The sequence below is a fragment of the Maribacter sp. X9 genome, from assembly GCF_048537565.1.
Classification (GTDB): Bacteria; Bacteroidota; Bacteroidia; order Flavobacteriales; family Flavobacteriaceae; genus Maribacter.
This window is the reverse complement of sequence record NZ_CP183215.1, coordinates 3,300,561-3,315,511: the sequence shown is the minus strand read 5'-3', so window position 1 is coordinate 3,315,511 and position 14,951 is coordinate 3,300,561. Positions and strand designations below refer to the sequence as shown.

The following is a 14,951-nucleotide window of genomic DNA, read 5'->3' as shown; positions in this document are numbered from 1 at the left end:
CAATTATTCAACAGAGAACGTTTTCACTTTCTTGAAAGGGGACAATTCCAGTTTTTCCATTTGGGTTTTGTAATCGGTCCATTCGTGGGCGAAAAATGTATTCGTTTTCTGTAAGGCCTGATCCAGATCATCTTTTGCGAAGGTAAGGAGTTGCTTTTCTGTAGCGGTCATCCCATTTTTACGTGAGCTAATATAACCTCTGGCCGTCCGTAGTCTGTCGACTACGGTAATTTCATTACTACTTGTGATACCTTGTCGCTTATCTTCTTTACCCACATACAGTGCCATAACGGAATCTATCTTTTTTATAATTTCTTTGGATACCTCTACCTGCTCTTTATACATTTTTTTGTCTTTATCGCTCAGGTCTTTCTGATAGGTTTCCGCTATTTTTTTGCTTTGTGCCAATTGTTCCATGGCATCTGCCGCTTTTTGCATATAGCTTTCCAATACTTTTCCATTCTCATAAACTTCATTGATAGAGGTCGAAGAAACGTCTAAACGCGGGTCTGATTTTACCGTAATTTTGGTTTCCTCTTCCATATCACCATACTTCATTTTTAAAGTATAGGTACCTGGTTTTACGTCTACACCACCTGATTCTCGAGTGTTTTTTCTGATCGTGCGTGAAGGTCTGTCGGCCCCCTTTTCATCCATTCCCCAATAGATTCGATGGAAACCTGCTTTTTCAGGGGTTTTATATTTTAGGGTACGGATCAATCGATCACCTTCATAAAAATCGAACTGTACCGAATCCTTTTTTTGAACACCGGTCAGGTCTTTATTACTCGGAGATTTGGTTTCCTCTTTGCTATCGTCGGCACCTGTTTCCTCTTTCGAGTCCGTTTCACCGCCGTTCTCATCCACTTTTTTATCCGCTGACTTTTTCTTGCCTTCTTTTAGGTAGTAGGTTATCATGGCTCCACTTTTCTTGTTTTCACCTTGGTACAATCCGTCGCCTCCAAAACGACTTCCGGTAGGTTGCTGATAGGAAGCTTGGTACGCCGTTGGCGGTGTGAACAAAGCAATATCTTTAGTTAAAATGGTTTTATCGGATGCCAGTGCGCGTAAAGGTCGAATATCATCTAATACCCACGCGGCACGACCAAAGGTTCCAATGACCAGATCTTGTTCCCTTGGGTGAATGGCCAAATCTTTCGTAGAAACGGTAGGGAAACCTTCTGTCCACTTTTGCCACTTTTCGCCTGCGTTGAACGAAACGTACAATCCGTCGTCCGTTCCCAAGAACATTAAATTCGGATTTTCAGGATCTTCAATAATCGAAAGTGCATAGCTTTTTACATCATCGGCATCTACGATACGCGTCCATGTTTTACCATAATCTTTGGTTCGGTAGGCATAAGGTGTATAATTGAATCTTCTATAATCGTTTGCGACCAATAAAGCTTCTCCCTTATTGCGCGTAGATGCTTTTATCTGTGGAATCCAACTTCCCAAGGGTAGACCTTTTATATTCCCAGTAACATCGGTCCAACTAGAACCACCGTTGGTGGTATAATGAACGCGTCCGTCATCAGAACCTGTCCAAAGCATATCTTTTTCAACAGGCGATAGTTCAATTACGAGTATGGTCGTATGGTTTTCGGCCCCAGTGGCATCCATGGAGAGTCCACCGCTTTCGGTTTGTTTTTGTTTTTCCGGGTCGTTGGAGGTCAAATCGGGAGAGATGACCTTCCAAGTAAGGCCCTTATCGGTACTTTTATGTACGAACTGACTCCCAAAATAAATGGTACTGGTATCGAACGGGTCCTGACTAATAGCTGAATTCCAGTTAAAACGAAGCAAGGTTTTAGCATCGGGTGGGGTAGGGCGAACGATATAATTATCTCCAGTGATATGATCAAAACGTTGCACATACCCTTCTTGGCTCATGGTATAGCCATATCGCGAATCTACAGGATCGGGAACTACATCGAAACCATCACCAAAACTTATTTCTTGCCAATAGCTATTACGAATGCCTTGGGCTTTCCAAACATAGGCGGGACCTCTCCATGAACCATTATCCTGCATACCGCCATATACGTTATAAGGATATTCATTGTCCGTAGCAATGTGATAGAACTGTGCTACGGGCAGGTTGCCTATAAAACGCCAGGTTTTACCACCATCTTTTGAAATGTTAAGGCCGCCATCATTTCCATCCATCATAAACTGTCCGTTATTTGGATGTATCCAATAGGCGTGATGATCGGGGTGAACCCCATTGTCCACACCATAGGATGGGATCAGCTGTGAAAAATTTTTACCCCCATCTTCTGAAACATTAACATAGGTAAATACCGAAAATACGCGGTTCTCATTTTCTGGATCGACATAAATTTCGGAATAATAAAAAGGTCTGTTTCCAATATCATCTTTCTGATTAATATTTTTCCAGGTGAAACCACCATCTTCAGATTTGTACAGGGCATTCTTCTTCGCTTCCACCAAAGCATAAACAATATTAGGCTTTCCAGGAGCTATCGCTACCCCGATACGTCCTAAATTACCAGCAGGCAAACCATCTTCTTCTGTCAATTTTTTCCAGTTCTTACCACCATCATGCGTCATGTATAAACCACTGCCAGCCCCACCGGAATTAAAGAACCAAGGTTCCCGTTTATGTTCCCACATGGCGGCAATCAGTTTGTTTGGGTTGGTAGGGTCCATCACCAAATCGGCTACCCCAGTACTGTTGTTGACGAACAGGACTTTCACCCACGTTTCTCCACCATCGGTCGTTTTAAAAACCCCACGTTCGGGATGTTCTCCCCACGGGGAACCGATTGCGCCCACATACACCGTATTAGGATCCATAGGGTCTATTTTTATTCGATGGATGTGCCGTGTTTTTTCCAGGCCCATCGATTTCCATTTTTTTCCACCGTCTAGAGATTTGTACACTCCGTATCCGCCGTTCAAACTATTTCTAGGATTTCCTTCACCGGTACCCACCCAAATCACGGAGGGATTATTTTGCTGAATGGCAACGGCTCCAATGGAGGCCGTAACTTCCTTATCGAAAATAGGATCCCATTTAATACCACCAGAAGTAGATTTCCAGAGTCCGCCAGAAGCGGTACCCACGAACATCACATCCGGATTATCGGTGACAACATCAATGGCGGTCACACGGCCACTCATTCCACCCGGCCCAATATTACGTGGTTTAAGGTCCTGAACGAGGTCCATATTAAAATCCTGTGCATTTTGTGCATTTAAGAAAAAAGATGCCATTAGCATCGATAGGGAGAGTAGTCTTTTTATCATTATTTTGGTTTGTTAGTCGCACTAAATATAAAGGAAAAGGCCGGGTAGTATTCTTAAAAGCGTGTTAAGACCCAGTACCTTTCTTTTATTGGGCGACGAGATGTGTATTGCTTACAACAATTCAACATTAATTAATTTGAATGCTATTTAACATTAGCAACCTTAAAAATTATTTCTTTCCTTTGAATAAATGAAGATTTATGAAAAATTGGAAAAGCATATTTTTTTTAGTAACCCTCTTTATTTCCTGTAAAACAGAAAAAAAACAAGAACCTCAAGAACATAAGGAAACTGTTCTAGAGAAATCAGGCAATCCGATTTTTGAAGGATGGTATGCCGATCCAGAAGCTGTAGTTTTTGATGATGAATATTGGGTGTACCCGACCTATTCAAATACCTATGACAAACAACTCTTTTTGGATGCTTTCTCCAGTCCCGATTTGGTCAATTGGACAAAGCATGAACGCATTATAGATACTACGAACATTAAATGGCTGAAACAGGCCTTATGGGCGCCTTCCATCATCAAGAAGGAAGATCGGTATTTCCTCTTTTTTGGTGCGAACGATATTCAACGACCCGGCCGAGATTCATATGACCCCGATAACGATATTAACCATTATGGCGGAATTGGTATTGCCGTCGCCGATAAACCCGAGGGACCGTTTAGCGATTATTTAGGCAAACCTTTGATTTCAGAGTTTTACAATGACGCGCAACCTATAGATCAATTTGTTTTTAAGGATGTCGATGGTACGTTTTATATTTTTTATGGCGGATGGAGCCATTGCAATCTTGGGAAGTTAAACGCTGATTTTACGGGTATTGAACCATGGGAAGATGGTTCGTTGTTTAAAGAGATTACCCCAGAAGGGTATGTAGAAGGTCCTTTTGTGTTTCTAAGAAACGGAACGTATTATTTTATGTGGTCGGAAGGGAATTGGACGGATAATAGTTATAAAGTAGCTTATGCAATGGCCAAAAATATTACAGGTCCATATAAGAAAATAGGGACTATTTTGGAGTCTGATCCTGATATTGCCACGGGCGCGGGACACCACTCTGTCATCAATGTTCCCAATACCGATGAATGGATCATGGTATACCACCGAAGACCCATTCCTAATGAGGCAAGGGATCACCGTGTTACCTGTATGGATAAAATGGAATTTAATGTGGATGGCACTATAAAACCGATTAAAATTACTTTTGAAGGGGTTGAAGAAAGACCCTTAACAGCGAAGAATACCAATTAATTTTCAGTGGACATGACTAGAAAATTAAAGGGTTTTCATAGCTATCTTATTTATTTTTTATTTTGAAAGATCTCGAACAATTCATTCCCTTTTCGTGGGGCGATGGAATTGTAACAGGGTTCAAAAGTAATCGTTTTGAAATAGGGTGTTAAGTAGTTGAGGTATAAATTTTTATTTCCTCCAAAAGGGCGTTTTTCTGTACTTGTATCCAATGGAATGTCAAACCAAAGCCCCACCAACTTACCACGGATTTTAAGAAGTTGAGCCATGTGTTTTGCATAGCTCGAACGATTGGTATGCGTAGGAAGCATCGAACAAAAAAAGGTTTGTTCCAAAATCAGGTCATATTGGCCCTCGTGTTCAAAAAAATCGCAATGATGGAGTTGTGCATCTGGGAAATCTGGATTCCGAAGTTTAAATTGTTTTAAAGGGACTTCGGAGATATCCAAAATATGAACATTAGTAAAGCCTTGTTTCCAAAGATATTCGGCCTCATAGGCATTTCCGGCACCAGGAATTAATATGCGAATTGATTTATTCGTCAATTGGTCCACATATTCCTTAATAGGCGTGGAAGCATAGCCAATATCCCAGCCGGTCTGGTGTTCTTTATAGCGGTTGGTCCAATAGTCTTGTTCTTGATTCAATTGCCTATAGTTTTACGAGTATAATATAAATTTACAGAGAAATTATGGGTTTTTCGTTGCCGCTGCACGCCTCCCGCCGCCCGCTTAGCGCATAACTTTTATTTTTTAGACCAGCGTTCTTGCTTTTGAACGATATAAATTATTTTAGGCCAAAGACCAAAGGCTAGTACCTATTGTACCTCTACTACCAATTTGCTACCTTTCGAAATTGTTGAAATTCAACCAAACCCTCTTTATGAAGAATACTATTGTTGCCTTAGTGTCATTTTGTTGCTCATTTTTTACGGTAGCACAAAACAATCCGCAATGGGCGCGTTATCCGGCAATATCGCCAAATGGTGAAACCATTGCTTTCACATATAAGGGCAATCTGTTTTCAGTGCCGGCCAATGGTGGTGTGGCAAAGCAATTGACTTTTCATTCCGCTCATGATTATGCACCGGTTTGGAGTAAAAACGGAAAGCAATTAGCATTTGCTTCTAACCGATATGGTAATTTTGATGTGTATGTGATGGACGCCGAGGGCGGACCCGCAACTCGCCTGACCTATCATAGTACTAATGAAACACCCTATAGTTTTTCGGCCGATGACACCGCTGTACTTTTTGGTGCTTCCCGTTTAGATGCAGTTGCACATCGGCAATATCCTACCAGTTCTCAACCAGAATTATATAGCGTTCCGGTTGAAGGAGGCCGGGTGGATCAAATCTTAACCGTGCCTGCAGAAGATGTTAAGGTAAATTCAAACGGCACACAACTGGTATACCATGATAAAAAGGGGTATGAAGATACATTTAGAAAACACCATACTTCTGCCATAACCCGAGATGTTTGGAGTTATGATATTGCTACAGGAACGCATACCAAACTAACGGATTTTAATGGGGAAGACCGAAATCCCGTTTTCTCAAAAGATGACAAAACCATTTACTATTTAAGTGAACGCAATGGTTCTTTTAATGTGTATTCCATGTCTCTGAATTTAGGGTCTGAAATTAAGACTCTTACCGATTTTAATACCCATCCGTTACGTTCGTTGAGCATTGGTAATGGTACATTGGCTTTTGGGTATGATGGCGAAATTTATACCTTGATTCCAGGGGAATCGGCCAAGAAAGTGGAAATCATCATCCGTACGCAAGAAGATAGCAATCCCATAGAATATATATCGGTCAATGGTGGCGTTCGAGAAATGGATGTAGCTCCCAACGGTAAGGAAATCGCCTTTATCAGCAGGGGAGAGGTGTTTGTCACTTCGGTAGATGGATCGTTGACCAAGCGCATCACCAGCACACCGGAACAGGAGCGTTTTGTGAAATTCATGCCCGATGGAATCTCCGTCGCCTATGCCAGTGAACGAAATGGAAAATGGTCCATTTTTAAATCCAGTAAAGTGCGTCCTGAGGAACCCTATTTCTTTGCAGCAACCCTATTTAAGGAAGATACTTTGGTCACCGCTAAAACAGATGTGTACCTCCCCGAGTTCTCACCAGACAGTACGTATATCGCTTACATTGAAGATAGAAGAACGCTTAAAGTTAAAAACCTTAAAACTAATGAAATAAATACCTTATTGACACCAGATGATTTGTTTCACATGAGTGATGGTGATCAGTATTTTCAGTGGAGTCCCGATAGTAAATGGCTATTGGTAGATTGGGGCGTTTCTTTGAGTAATTCAGAAGTGTTGTTGATTTCTAAAGAGGGCAAGCAACGCAAGAACTTAACCCAAAGCGGATACTATGATGGTACTCCAAAATGGGTCAATGAAGGTGACCAAATCCTATATTTTAGTAATCGCGACGGGTTAAAAAGTTATGCTACCAGTGGACGATCGGAAATGGATGTGTATACAATGTTCTTGAACCAAGAAGCATGGGACAAATTCAATAAATCAAAGGAAGAATATGATTTAATGAAAATGATAGAGGATGCTGCCAAAGAAAAAAAGGACGAAGCGAAATCTGATGATAAAAAGAAAAAGGATGCTAAAAAAGAGCCGGAAGATGTAAAGGATTTAAAATTCGATTTAGAGGATGTCGAACGTAGAAAGGCGCGCTTGACGATTCATTCCTCGCTCTTGGCCGATGCAGTTCTCTCAAAAGATGGAGAGAAATTGTATTACCTCACCCGTTTTGAAAAAGACCTGAATTTGTGGGAAACCGAAATTAGGACTAAGAATACAAAAATGTTAATTTCCTTGGGTGCCAAATCGGGGAGTTTACAGTGGGATGCCAAGAAAGAAAATCTGTTTTTATTAACTGACGGAAAAATTGCCAAGGTAGATTTAACAGGCTCAAAAACAGAACCTGTAAAAATCAATTCAGAGATGGTGTTGGATGCTGATGCGGAGCGCATCTATATGTTCGACCATATCTGGTTGCGTACCCATAATATTTTCTATACCTCTACTTTTCATGGCATCGATTGGAAAGCCATACGAGCTGAATACGAAAAATACCTACCCCATATCGGTAACGATTATGAGTTTGCCGAGATGGTCTCTGAAATGCTGGGGGAACTGAATGTAAGCCATGCTGGTGGCCGATTTTCAGATGATATTGAAAATGGGGATGAAACCGCATCATTAGGAATCTTTTTCGATTATGACTACAAAGGTGACGGATTAAAGATTACCGAAGTTATCAAAGGTGGACCTTTGGATAAGTCCGGATTTGATTTGAAGCCCGGGATGATTATTGAAAAAATCAATGGGAAGACGATTGGCACTACGACGGATGTCGCGTTTTATTTGAACCGCATTGCCGGAGATTTTACCTTGTTAGATGTAACGGATATGGCAGGAAAACATAAGCAGCTTACGGTAAAACCTATTTCCTTAGACGAGGAAGGTAGTCTGTTGTACGACCGTTGGGTAAAAACCAATGAAAAGGAAGTATTTGAAAAAAGTAAGGGCACATTGGGCTACGTTCATATTCCGGGGATGAGTGACGGCCCTTACCGAACCATTTATGAGGAAATGTTGGGCAAGTTCAATGATAAAAAAGGGGTAATCGTAGACACCCGTTTTAATGGCGGTGGTGATTTGGTGGCCGATCTTGCCATGTTCTTTACCGGGGTTCCTTTTCTTTCGTACGAGACCGAGGCAAGGGTAGTAGGGGGTGAGCCCACTTCCCGTTGGACGAAACCTACCTTGGCCATCTTCAATGAATCGATGTACAGCGATGGTTCCTGTTTTGCGAGTGGTTATGTTGATTTAAAAATAGGGAAGACCGTTGGGATGCCCGTACCGGGAACGTGCAGTTTTGCCGGTTGGGAGCGTCTGCCCAATGGAGGGCGTTGGGGTGTAGTCCCTGTTAGTGCCAAGAACAAAGCTGGTGAGTGGATGGAAAACAACGAGACCGACCCAGAAATCATGGTCAAGAACCAACCTCAAACCATCGCCAAAGGAACAGATGAACAGTTGGAGCGTTCCATTGAGGTGTTGATGAAGGAAGTCGAGTAAATTACAGTGAACAGTTTGCAGGGGCAAGTTTTCAGTAAGTTAATAATCGTTGGTTTTTTTTGATGAATTTCTTTATGTTTAAGTACAACAAGCTAACATATCATCTATGGTAACTTGTTGGTTTATATAATTGTTGGCATTAATGATGAAAAAAAATATCCTGTATTTATTGATTTTAACTTTCGTTTCATCTTGTTCGAATGATCAAAATAGCGGAATAGATTGTTCGCTTATTGATTGTTTTGGCGGAGACGATGTTAAATTGACTTTTTACGAAAACGGCGAGAACATTTTTGAAATTGATCCCAACACAGAAATTGAAATAATTCAGAATAACAAAAATGCCGATTATAGCATCAATACTTTCAGCAACGAAGTAATCATTTACTTATATGATAACGACCCAATTACAATTAGAATAAATAATCAAGAACTCAATATGGAGATTTCATCAACGTTCATTGAACGTGAATGCTGTAGCGGAATTGAAGTTGATAATTTAACAATAAATGATTTAATCTTATGTGAAGATGGAGAGTGTGATGAAGTGTTACAGATTAACATAGATGGATTAAGAAAAAATAAGACGGATTTTGCTCAAACACAACTGTTGCGCTGATGGACTTATTAGATAGTTTATAAATACAACCAATTTGACCGTAAGCGCAACGAAAATCACCAATTCCACCACTGGTTACCGTTGCACAGGTCTTAATTTCTAAGAAAAGAGAATTTTTCTGATTTTTAAGATTATGTAAGTGGTTATTTATTAGGCATAAGTGATTCTTAAAAACTGATATTAATTCGTAATTTGATTAAAAAAGATTGTACAACAGCCACAAAGCCTATAAAAACGAAAGGAAAACCAATTTAATGAGTAATCTTAAAAAACTTTACCAAATTGCTTTTGGACTTGCAGTGTTTACAATAATCTACAATATTGCGGAAGGCCTGCTTTCAACATATCTCGGATTTGAAGATGAAAGCCTGGCCCTTTTTGGGTTTGGTTCGGACAGTTTTATCGAAGTAATATCCGGACTTGGAATTGCCCATATGATTTCAAGAATAGAGAATAACCCCAACAGCAAACGAGATGATTTTGAAGGAACGGCATTGAGGATTACCGGAACTGCTTTTTATATTTTGGTTTTTGGACTCGTTATAACTAGTACGTATAACATTTGGACCGGACACAAACCACTTACGACTTTTTGGGGAGTTGTGATCTCATTAATATCAATCCTGATCATGTGGGTTTTGGTGGTTTGGAAAAGAAGAGTTGGAAATCAGTTGAATTCAGCACCTATTTTAGCGGATGCAAATTGTACCATGGTCTGCGTTTATATGTCTTTTATTGTGCTAATCAGTAGCGGAATTTATGAACTGTTCAGAATACCTTATATAGACAGTATCGGAACGCTAGGGCTTTCATACTTTGCATTTAAAGAAGGAAAAGAATGTTTTGAAAAGGCCAATAGCGACAAAAACTGCTGTTGCGACTAAAAGTAGGAAACACACCAAAAGGGCTCTAATTTGCACGGTTTTTTGGAGAGCTATGATAGTCAGGATATAGCAGCAAAAATCTCTTTAAACTCAACGAAGTGCTTTTAAATGCCGCACGACGCACAGACGGGAACATTGATTTTTCTTAAGAAAAGCCCCTTTGTTTTTATTAAAAACTGATGTTCAGCAGAATATTCACTCAATTGAAGTTGAATTAAAGCATGTACAAACTCTGAATGCTGGGTAAACTAAAATTCGGTTTTAGTTTAAGTAGTATATAACGTAGTCACCAATCTTCCTTTAAAATCATTGGAGGTAATGGATAACATTTCTTTTTCCTCCTTGACCTTAAAATGAAAAGGAGGTGCCAATAGGTTTACGCCACTTTGTTTTTTTAACCGAATCCCTTGCCCTGAAATGATATCGATATTCGGAATAAAATCACCTTCGGGGATATGTTCGGTGAGTAGGATATATTTGAAATCGGTCAACTTATGCAGCACCTTTTGAATTTCCGCATTGGAGAGATGTTGGAGAACCTGTCTTATCAGGACACAATCAGTAACGGGTAAATCATCTGTTGCCAAATCCAAACAATGGAATTCCAAATTCTCGGCTTTGAACTTTTTTTGATGATGTTCGATAAGGTCTGGTACTATATCAACGGCAACATACTTTTGGGTGTACTTCACCAATTTCTTACCTATGTTAAAATCCCCACAACCTAAATCACATACGGCAAGCGGTTTTTCAAAGGAACTAAGGAAGTGGGACACAACCTTAAGGTAAGGCTGTACAATCTCCGGCTTATGCGAACCCAAACCGGAATAAAATTCATGGGGTCTACCACCCCAAAGATTCAGCTCATAGATCTGTTGCATCACCGCTTTTGTAGGCCAAGGTTTTTTATTTTTTTTAGAAGAACGGTTTTCCATTAAAGAGAAGCTATTTAACCCCTGAACAAACAGTTTAACACAAATGAAATTTTAAATTCAACTAACAACTAACAACTAACAACTAACAACTAACAACTAACCACTAACCACTAACCACTATTCTACATACACCTTCCCACCCTTCATGACAAAGGATACATTTTTCATCACAGAAATGTCCTTTGTCGGATTTCCTTTAACCGCGATAACATCTGCCAAAAAGCCCTTTTTCAATTGCCCGAGCTGATTCAAATGAAATAGGCTCGCATTACCTGAAGTAGCGGATTTGAGCACATCCATAGGTTTCATGCCATAGTCGACCATCAGTTCCATTTCACGGTAATTTTCTCCGTGGGTGAATACCCCAACATCGCCACCAAAAACAATCTGTACCCCGGCATCCAAAGCTAGTTTGAAAGATTTACGTTTGTCACTGATTTTTTTAGGTTCTGGGTCGGTCGCTTTGTTCCAGCCCCGGTATTGGGTAATGGCGTCACCGGCTGCAAGGGTAGGGCAGAACCCGATTCCTTTCTCTTTCATCAACTGAAATAATTCTTGGGAGCCACCATCACCATGTTCAATGGTCTCTACACCACCGTTAATGGCGCGCAGCATACCTTCTGGGGTGCTGGCATGGGCCACCACATATTTTCCCGCACTTGTCGCCGTGGCTACCATGGCGTCAATCTCTTCCTGTAAAAAGGTCGGCTGTGAATCGGCTCCGGGTGTCCATCTATAATCGGCATATATTTTTATCAGATCGACCCCATTGCCCATTTGTCGACGCACCGTTTCGATGCATTGGTCAACCCCACTTGCGGATTCGGCCCCTAAAGGAACAGTGACACCATCGTGAAAGCCTTTTGGACCGTAAGCTCCCGTAGCTACAATAGCAGGACCCGCCACTAAAAGTCGGGGGCCGGGTATGAGTCCGTTTTCGATTGTTTTCTTTAAATACACATCGGTGTATCCGGCACCTTCAGCACCTAAGTCGCGCATGGTCGTGATTCCCGCCATCAAGGAATTTTTTGCATGAACAGTTCCTCGAATTGCCCGCTCCACTGGCGATTCTTTCAATACTTGGTCGTTCCAATCCGTTTCATTGTAGGGGTGTAACAGTACGTGCGAATGTCCTTCGATAATACCTGGCATTAGCGTGGTGCCTTTTAAATCAATCCTTTCGTCCGTGGTCATCTTTGCGGCTCCTGAAGCGTTCCCGACATAACTAATTTCGTTATCGGTTACGATGACCACCCAATTTTCGTGCATTTCGGTGCCATCAAAAACACGGTCCGGTATCAAAAGGGTCTGCGAAAAACTAAGTTGAACAAAGAGGATTAAAAGAAGCGAAAGCTGTTTCATGGGAGCAAATTTAGTTTTTGATGATAGCTGAATTTAGAAGACTATCTAAGGTTTGTTTCGTGTAGATTTCACCTTCTTTGATAACCATAAAAATATCTTGGGTGTTTTGTATGTGCTCTAACGGATTACTGTTCAAAAGCACTAAATCGGCCTTTTTACCAACAGCCACCGTTCCGTAGTCGCTGTCTTTCTTTAAGAATCTACTACCGTTATAGGCTGAGGTTTGTAACGCCTCTAAAGGAGAAATACCGGCCGCTACCATGGCTTCCATTTCTTTGTGTAAAGAAATACCCGGGTAGGTATAACTATTAAAAGCACCACTATCTGAGCCGGCCAATAAGAAAACTCCTGCCTCGTTCAGCGATTTGGCCAATTTCACGAAGAATTGGTCCAATGCCTTACGGTCGGCAACGGTTTTAGCATCAGCAAATTTTACGCGGTCGATCCTGCCCTGATAGGTTTTTTGAATGCCGTCGGATATGTAGTTTATATAGTCATCCTTGCTATGATCAACTTCATCCAAATAACTTAACGTATGCCTAATATGCAAGGTGGGAATGACAAAGACATCATTGGCTTTTAATTTTTGGAACAGGGTTTGGGCAACGCTATCCGAATAACTTTGCTGTAGCAAGGGCATCGCACCCCAAAAACCTAGTTCTTTCGTTTTAAGTTGTTCGGTAATGGAAATCTCATCGGCAGAAGCGCCTTTCATAATATAATATAAATGTTCTACACCATTGATTCCGGCATCGATAGTCTCGTTTAAGGTGACGGTGAAAGGCATGTGGCCCGAAGTGATCATGCCTCTTTTCGCTGCCGCCTGAATGGTCTTAACATAATTTTCTCCAGAAATTTTGCTATCATAGAGTTTCACAAAATCTACTGGAATCTGTTGAAGGGAATCCAAGGCTTGTTCAATATCCATTTCATTTTCAACTTCCAAAGAACCAGCCCAAGTGGCTCCAGGACCATCAATTTTCGGGCCCGATGTGAAAATTGTAGGTCCATCCAATTTTCCATCATGTATGGCCGATTTCCATTTTAGGACATCTGGGGTTAAATCACCGCCGGCATCCCGTACTGTTGTAATGCCGTTGGCCAAAAATAATTTCAGAAAATTTTTATTGGCAGCTGCCAAACTATCACCCCCTCTAAAGTGAACATGATTATCCCAAAAACCGGGTAACGCATATGTTCCTTTTGCATCAATGATCTGTTTAGATTTTGATGCTGGATTTGCGGCGTTGGGTTGCAAAAGTGCAATTCGGCCCTCTTTTAGATAGATATTCAGGTTGTTTATTTCACCTGTTTCTACATTGATGAGGTTTACATTACTGATAACGACATCATATAATATTGCGGGTTTCTCTTTACAAGAAAATATGGAGAGTAAAATAAACAGGACAAAGCTATAACGCTTAAAATGGGAAGGAATCGACATGTTTTTCAAGTTGAGGGAGAAAGGTAAAAATAATTACCTATTCAAGGTTTGTCTAATCAGGATAAAAACAAAGATCATAAGGCTATACCCTATAAAAAAGGTAATAATATATTCCTTAATACCCAAAACCAAAAAAAGTCCGATCATCAATAACTGAAAACCTAGACCAAACGATGAGACCGCGGTCATTAACCAATTGGGAAATCGCTTTCCTTTAATGGCATTTTTATCCAATCCATAAATGATACGGTCGTATCGGCCATAGCAAAATGAATATATCGAGTAAAAGCGATTTACGGTCTCTTGCTTTTCCCCTTTAAGCGCAGTAGGTACTTTATTTTCAAAAACGCGACTTGTGGTATCACCGTTAAATCGGTTTCTGAGAATAACATAGTAATAATTATAGAGTGTTCCCTGTAATTGCAATCCAGCAAAGGCCAAAAGCGCAAAGAAAATATCACCATCGGTAATATGCCATATAGCCAATATGGAGAGTAGGTTTAGAAAAAAGTCGGAAATGGAATCTAAGTACCTTCCCGTATGTGAGGGAGTATTCTTGATTCGTGCCAATTCACCATCTGCGGCATCCAATATCGATTTTAAAAGAAGAAAAAATAAAGTAGTCCAATAAAAGCCATACAGCATAAAACCAATAGCTATTAGTCCACAGGTAATAAAGGAAAGCGTTACATGTATGGGAGTAAAAGAGGTGTTTTTTAAATAATTTGCAATGGTTAAGGCAATTGGCCTTCCATAATCGGACAAGTCCAAGAACTGATGTTCTTTTGGTAATTTAGACATTTTAAAGCGTCTTTCGGGAAAACCAATAACGAAAACACGTTAGCTTGGTACACCCTAAAAGATGATGCTAAAATAAGATTTAATTTATAAATGGTTACCCTTACTAAAAACGAGACTAGAATTAATCTATATGAAATAAAACTATGGACATTTTATAAAACCAAGGCTTCTATAAAGCGAACCTTGAAATATGAGTGAATAAGTTATCAAAGCTGCAATAATTTATTGTCTTTTTGTTAAATATGTAATTTTGTAGCCTTTATT

General features: G+C 40.4%; 10 protein-coding genes. 4 read left to right on the top strand and 6 right to left on the bottom strand.

Translation table 11 applies throughout. The annotated features are described in order from the left end of the window. Positions 1 to 3: 3 nt before the first annotated feature. Complete coding sequence (locus tag ACNR9Q_RS14190) at positions 4 to 3,273, bottom strand: WD40/YVTN/BNR-like repeat-containing protein (protein WP_419211880.1); 3,270 nt, start codon at positions 3,271 to 3,273, stop codon at positions 4 to 6. A 200-nt stretch (positions 3,274 to 3,473) separates the two neighbouring features. Here ACNR9Q_RS14190 and ACNR9Q_RS14185 point away from each other — a divergent pair, with 200 nt between their 5' ends. After that, the gene (locus ACNR9Q_RS14185) at positions 3,474 to 4,529 is read left to right on the top strand and encodes a glycoside hydrolase family 43 protein (protein WP_419211879.1); all 1,056 of its coding nucleotides are present in this window, start codon (positions 3,474 to 3,476) and stop codon (positions 4,527 to 4,529) included. 50 nt (positions 4,530 to 4,579) lie between these two features. On the opposite strand, the gene ACNR9Q_RS14180 is transcribed toward ACNR9Q_RS14185, so the two are convergent. Further along, positions 4,580 to 5,176, bottom strand: a complete 597-nt coding sequence (locus ACNR9Q_RS14180) for a methyltransferase domain-containing protein (RefSeq protein WP_419211878.1) — start codon at positions 5,174 to 5,176, stop codon at positions 4,580 to 4,582. A 235-nt stretch (positions 5,177 to 5,411) separates the two neighbouring features. On the opposite strand from ACNR9Q_RS14180, the gene ACNR9Q_RS14175 reads away from it, so the two are divergent. The 3 genes from ACNR9Q_RS14175 to ACNR9Q_RS14165 all read left to right on the top strand — a co-directional run bounded on the left by ACNR9Q_RS14175 (position 5,412) and on the right by ACNR9Q_RS14165 (position 10,145). Next, complete coding sequence (locus ACNR9Q_RS14175; RefSeq protein WP_419211877.1) at positions 5,412 to 8,642, top strand: S41 family peptidase; 3,231 nt, start codon at positions 5,412 to 5,414, stop codon at positions 8,640 to 8,642. A 142-nt stretch (positions 8,643 to 8,784) separates the two neighbouring features. After that, entirely contained in the window at positions 8,785 to 9,261 is a 477-nt protein-coding gene (locus ACNR9Q_RS14170) for a hypothetical protein (protein ID WP_419211876.1), read from the top strand. Between the two features lie 254 nt (positions 9,262 to 9,515). After that, on the top strand, positions 9,516 to 10,145 hold the full coding sequence (locus ACNR9Q_RS14165; protein WP_419211875.1) for a cation transporter: 630 nt from the start codon (positions 9,516 to 9,518) through the stop codon (positions 10,143 to 10,145). 266 nt (positions 10,146 to 10,411) lie between these two features. Here the strand turns inward: ACNR9Q_RS14165 and ACNR9Q_RS14160 are convergent, their stop codons facing one another. From ACNR9Q_RS14160 to ACNR9Q_RS14145, 4 genes are all read right to left on the bottom strand, one after another. Beyond that, on the bottom strand, positions 10,412 to 11,080 hold the full coding sequence (locus ACNR9Q_RS14160; protein WP_419211874.1) for a class I SAM-dependent methyltransferase: 669 nt from the start codon (positions 11,078 to 11,080) through the stop codon (positions 10,412 to 10,414). A gap of 117 nt (positions 11,081 to 11,197) precedes the next feature. Further along, the gene (locus ACNR9Q_RS14155; protein WP_419211873.1) at positions 11,198 to 12,442 is read right to left on the bottom strand and encodes an amidohydrolase family protein; all 1,245 of its coding nucleotides are present in this window, start codon (positions 12,440 to 12,442) and stop codon (positions 11,198 to 11,200) included. A 10-nt stretch (positions 12,443 to 12,452) separates the two neighbouring features. After that, positions 12,453 to 13,886, bottom strand: coding sequence for an amidohydrolase family protein (locus ACNR9Q_RS14150; protein ID WP_419211872.1), 1,434 nt, complete (start codon positions 13,884 to 13,886; stop codon positions 12,453 to 12,455). A 33-nt stretch (positions 13,887 to 13,919) separates the two neighbouring features. Beyond that, positions 13,920 to 14,687 (bottom strand): CDP-alcohol phosphatidyltransferase family protein, encoded by a 768-nt coding sequence (locus ACNR9Q_RS14145; protein ID WP_419211871.1) that lies wholly within the window; start codon positions 14,685 to 14,687, stop codon positions 13,920 to 13,922. Between the last annotated feature and the right edge of the window lie 264 nt (positions 14,688 to 14,951).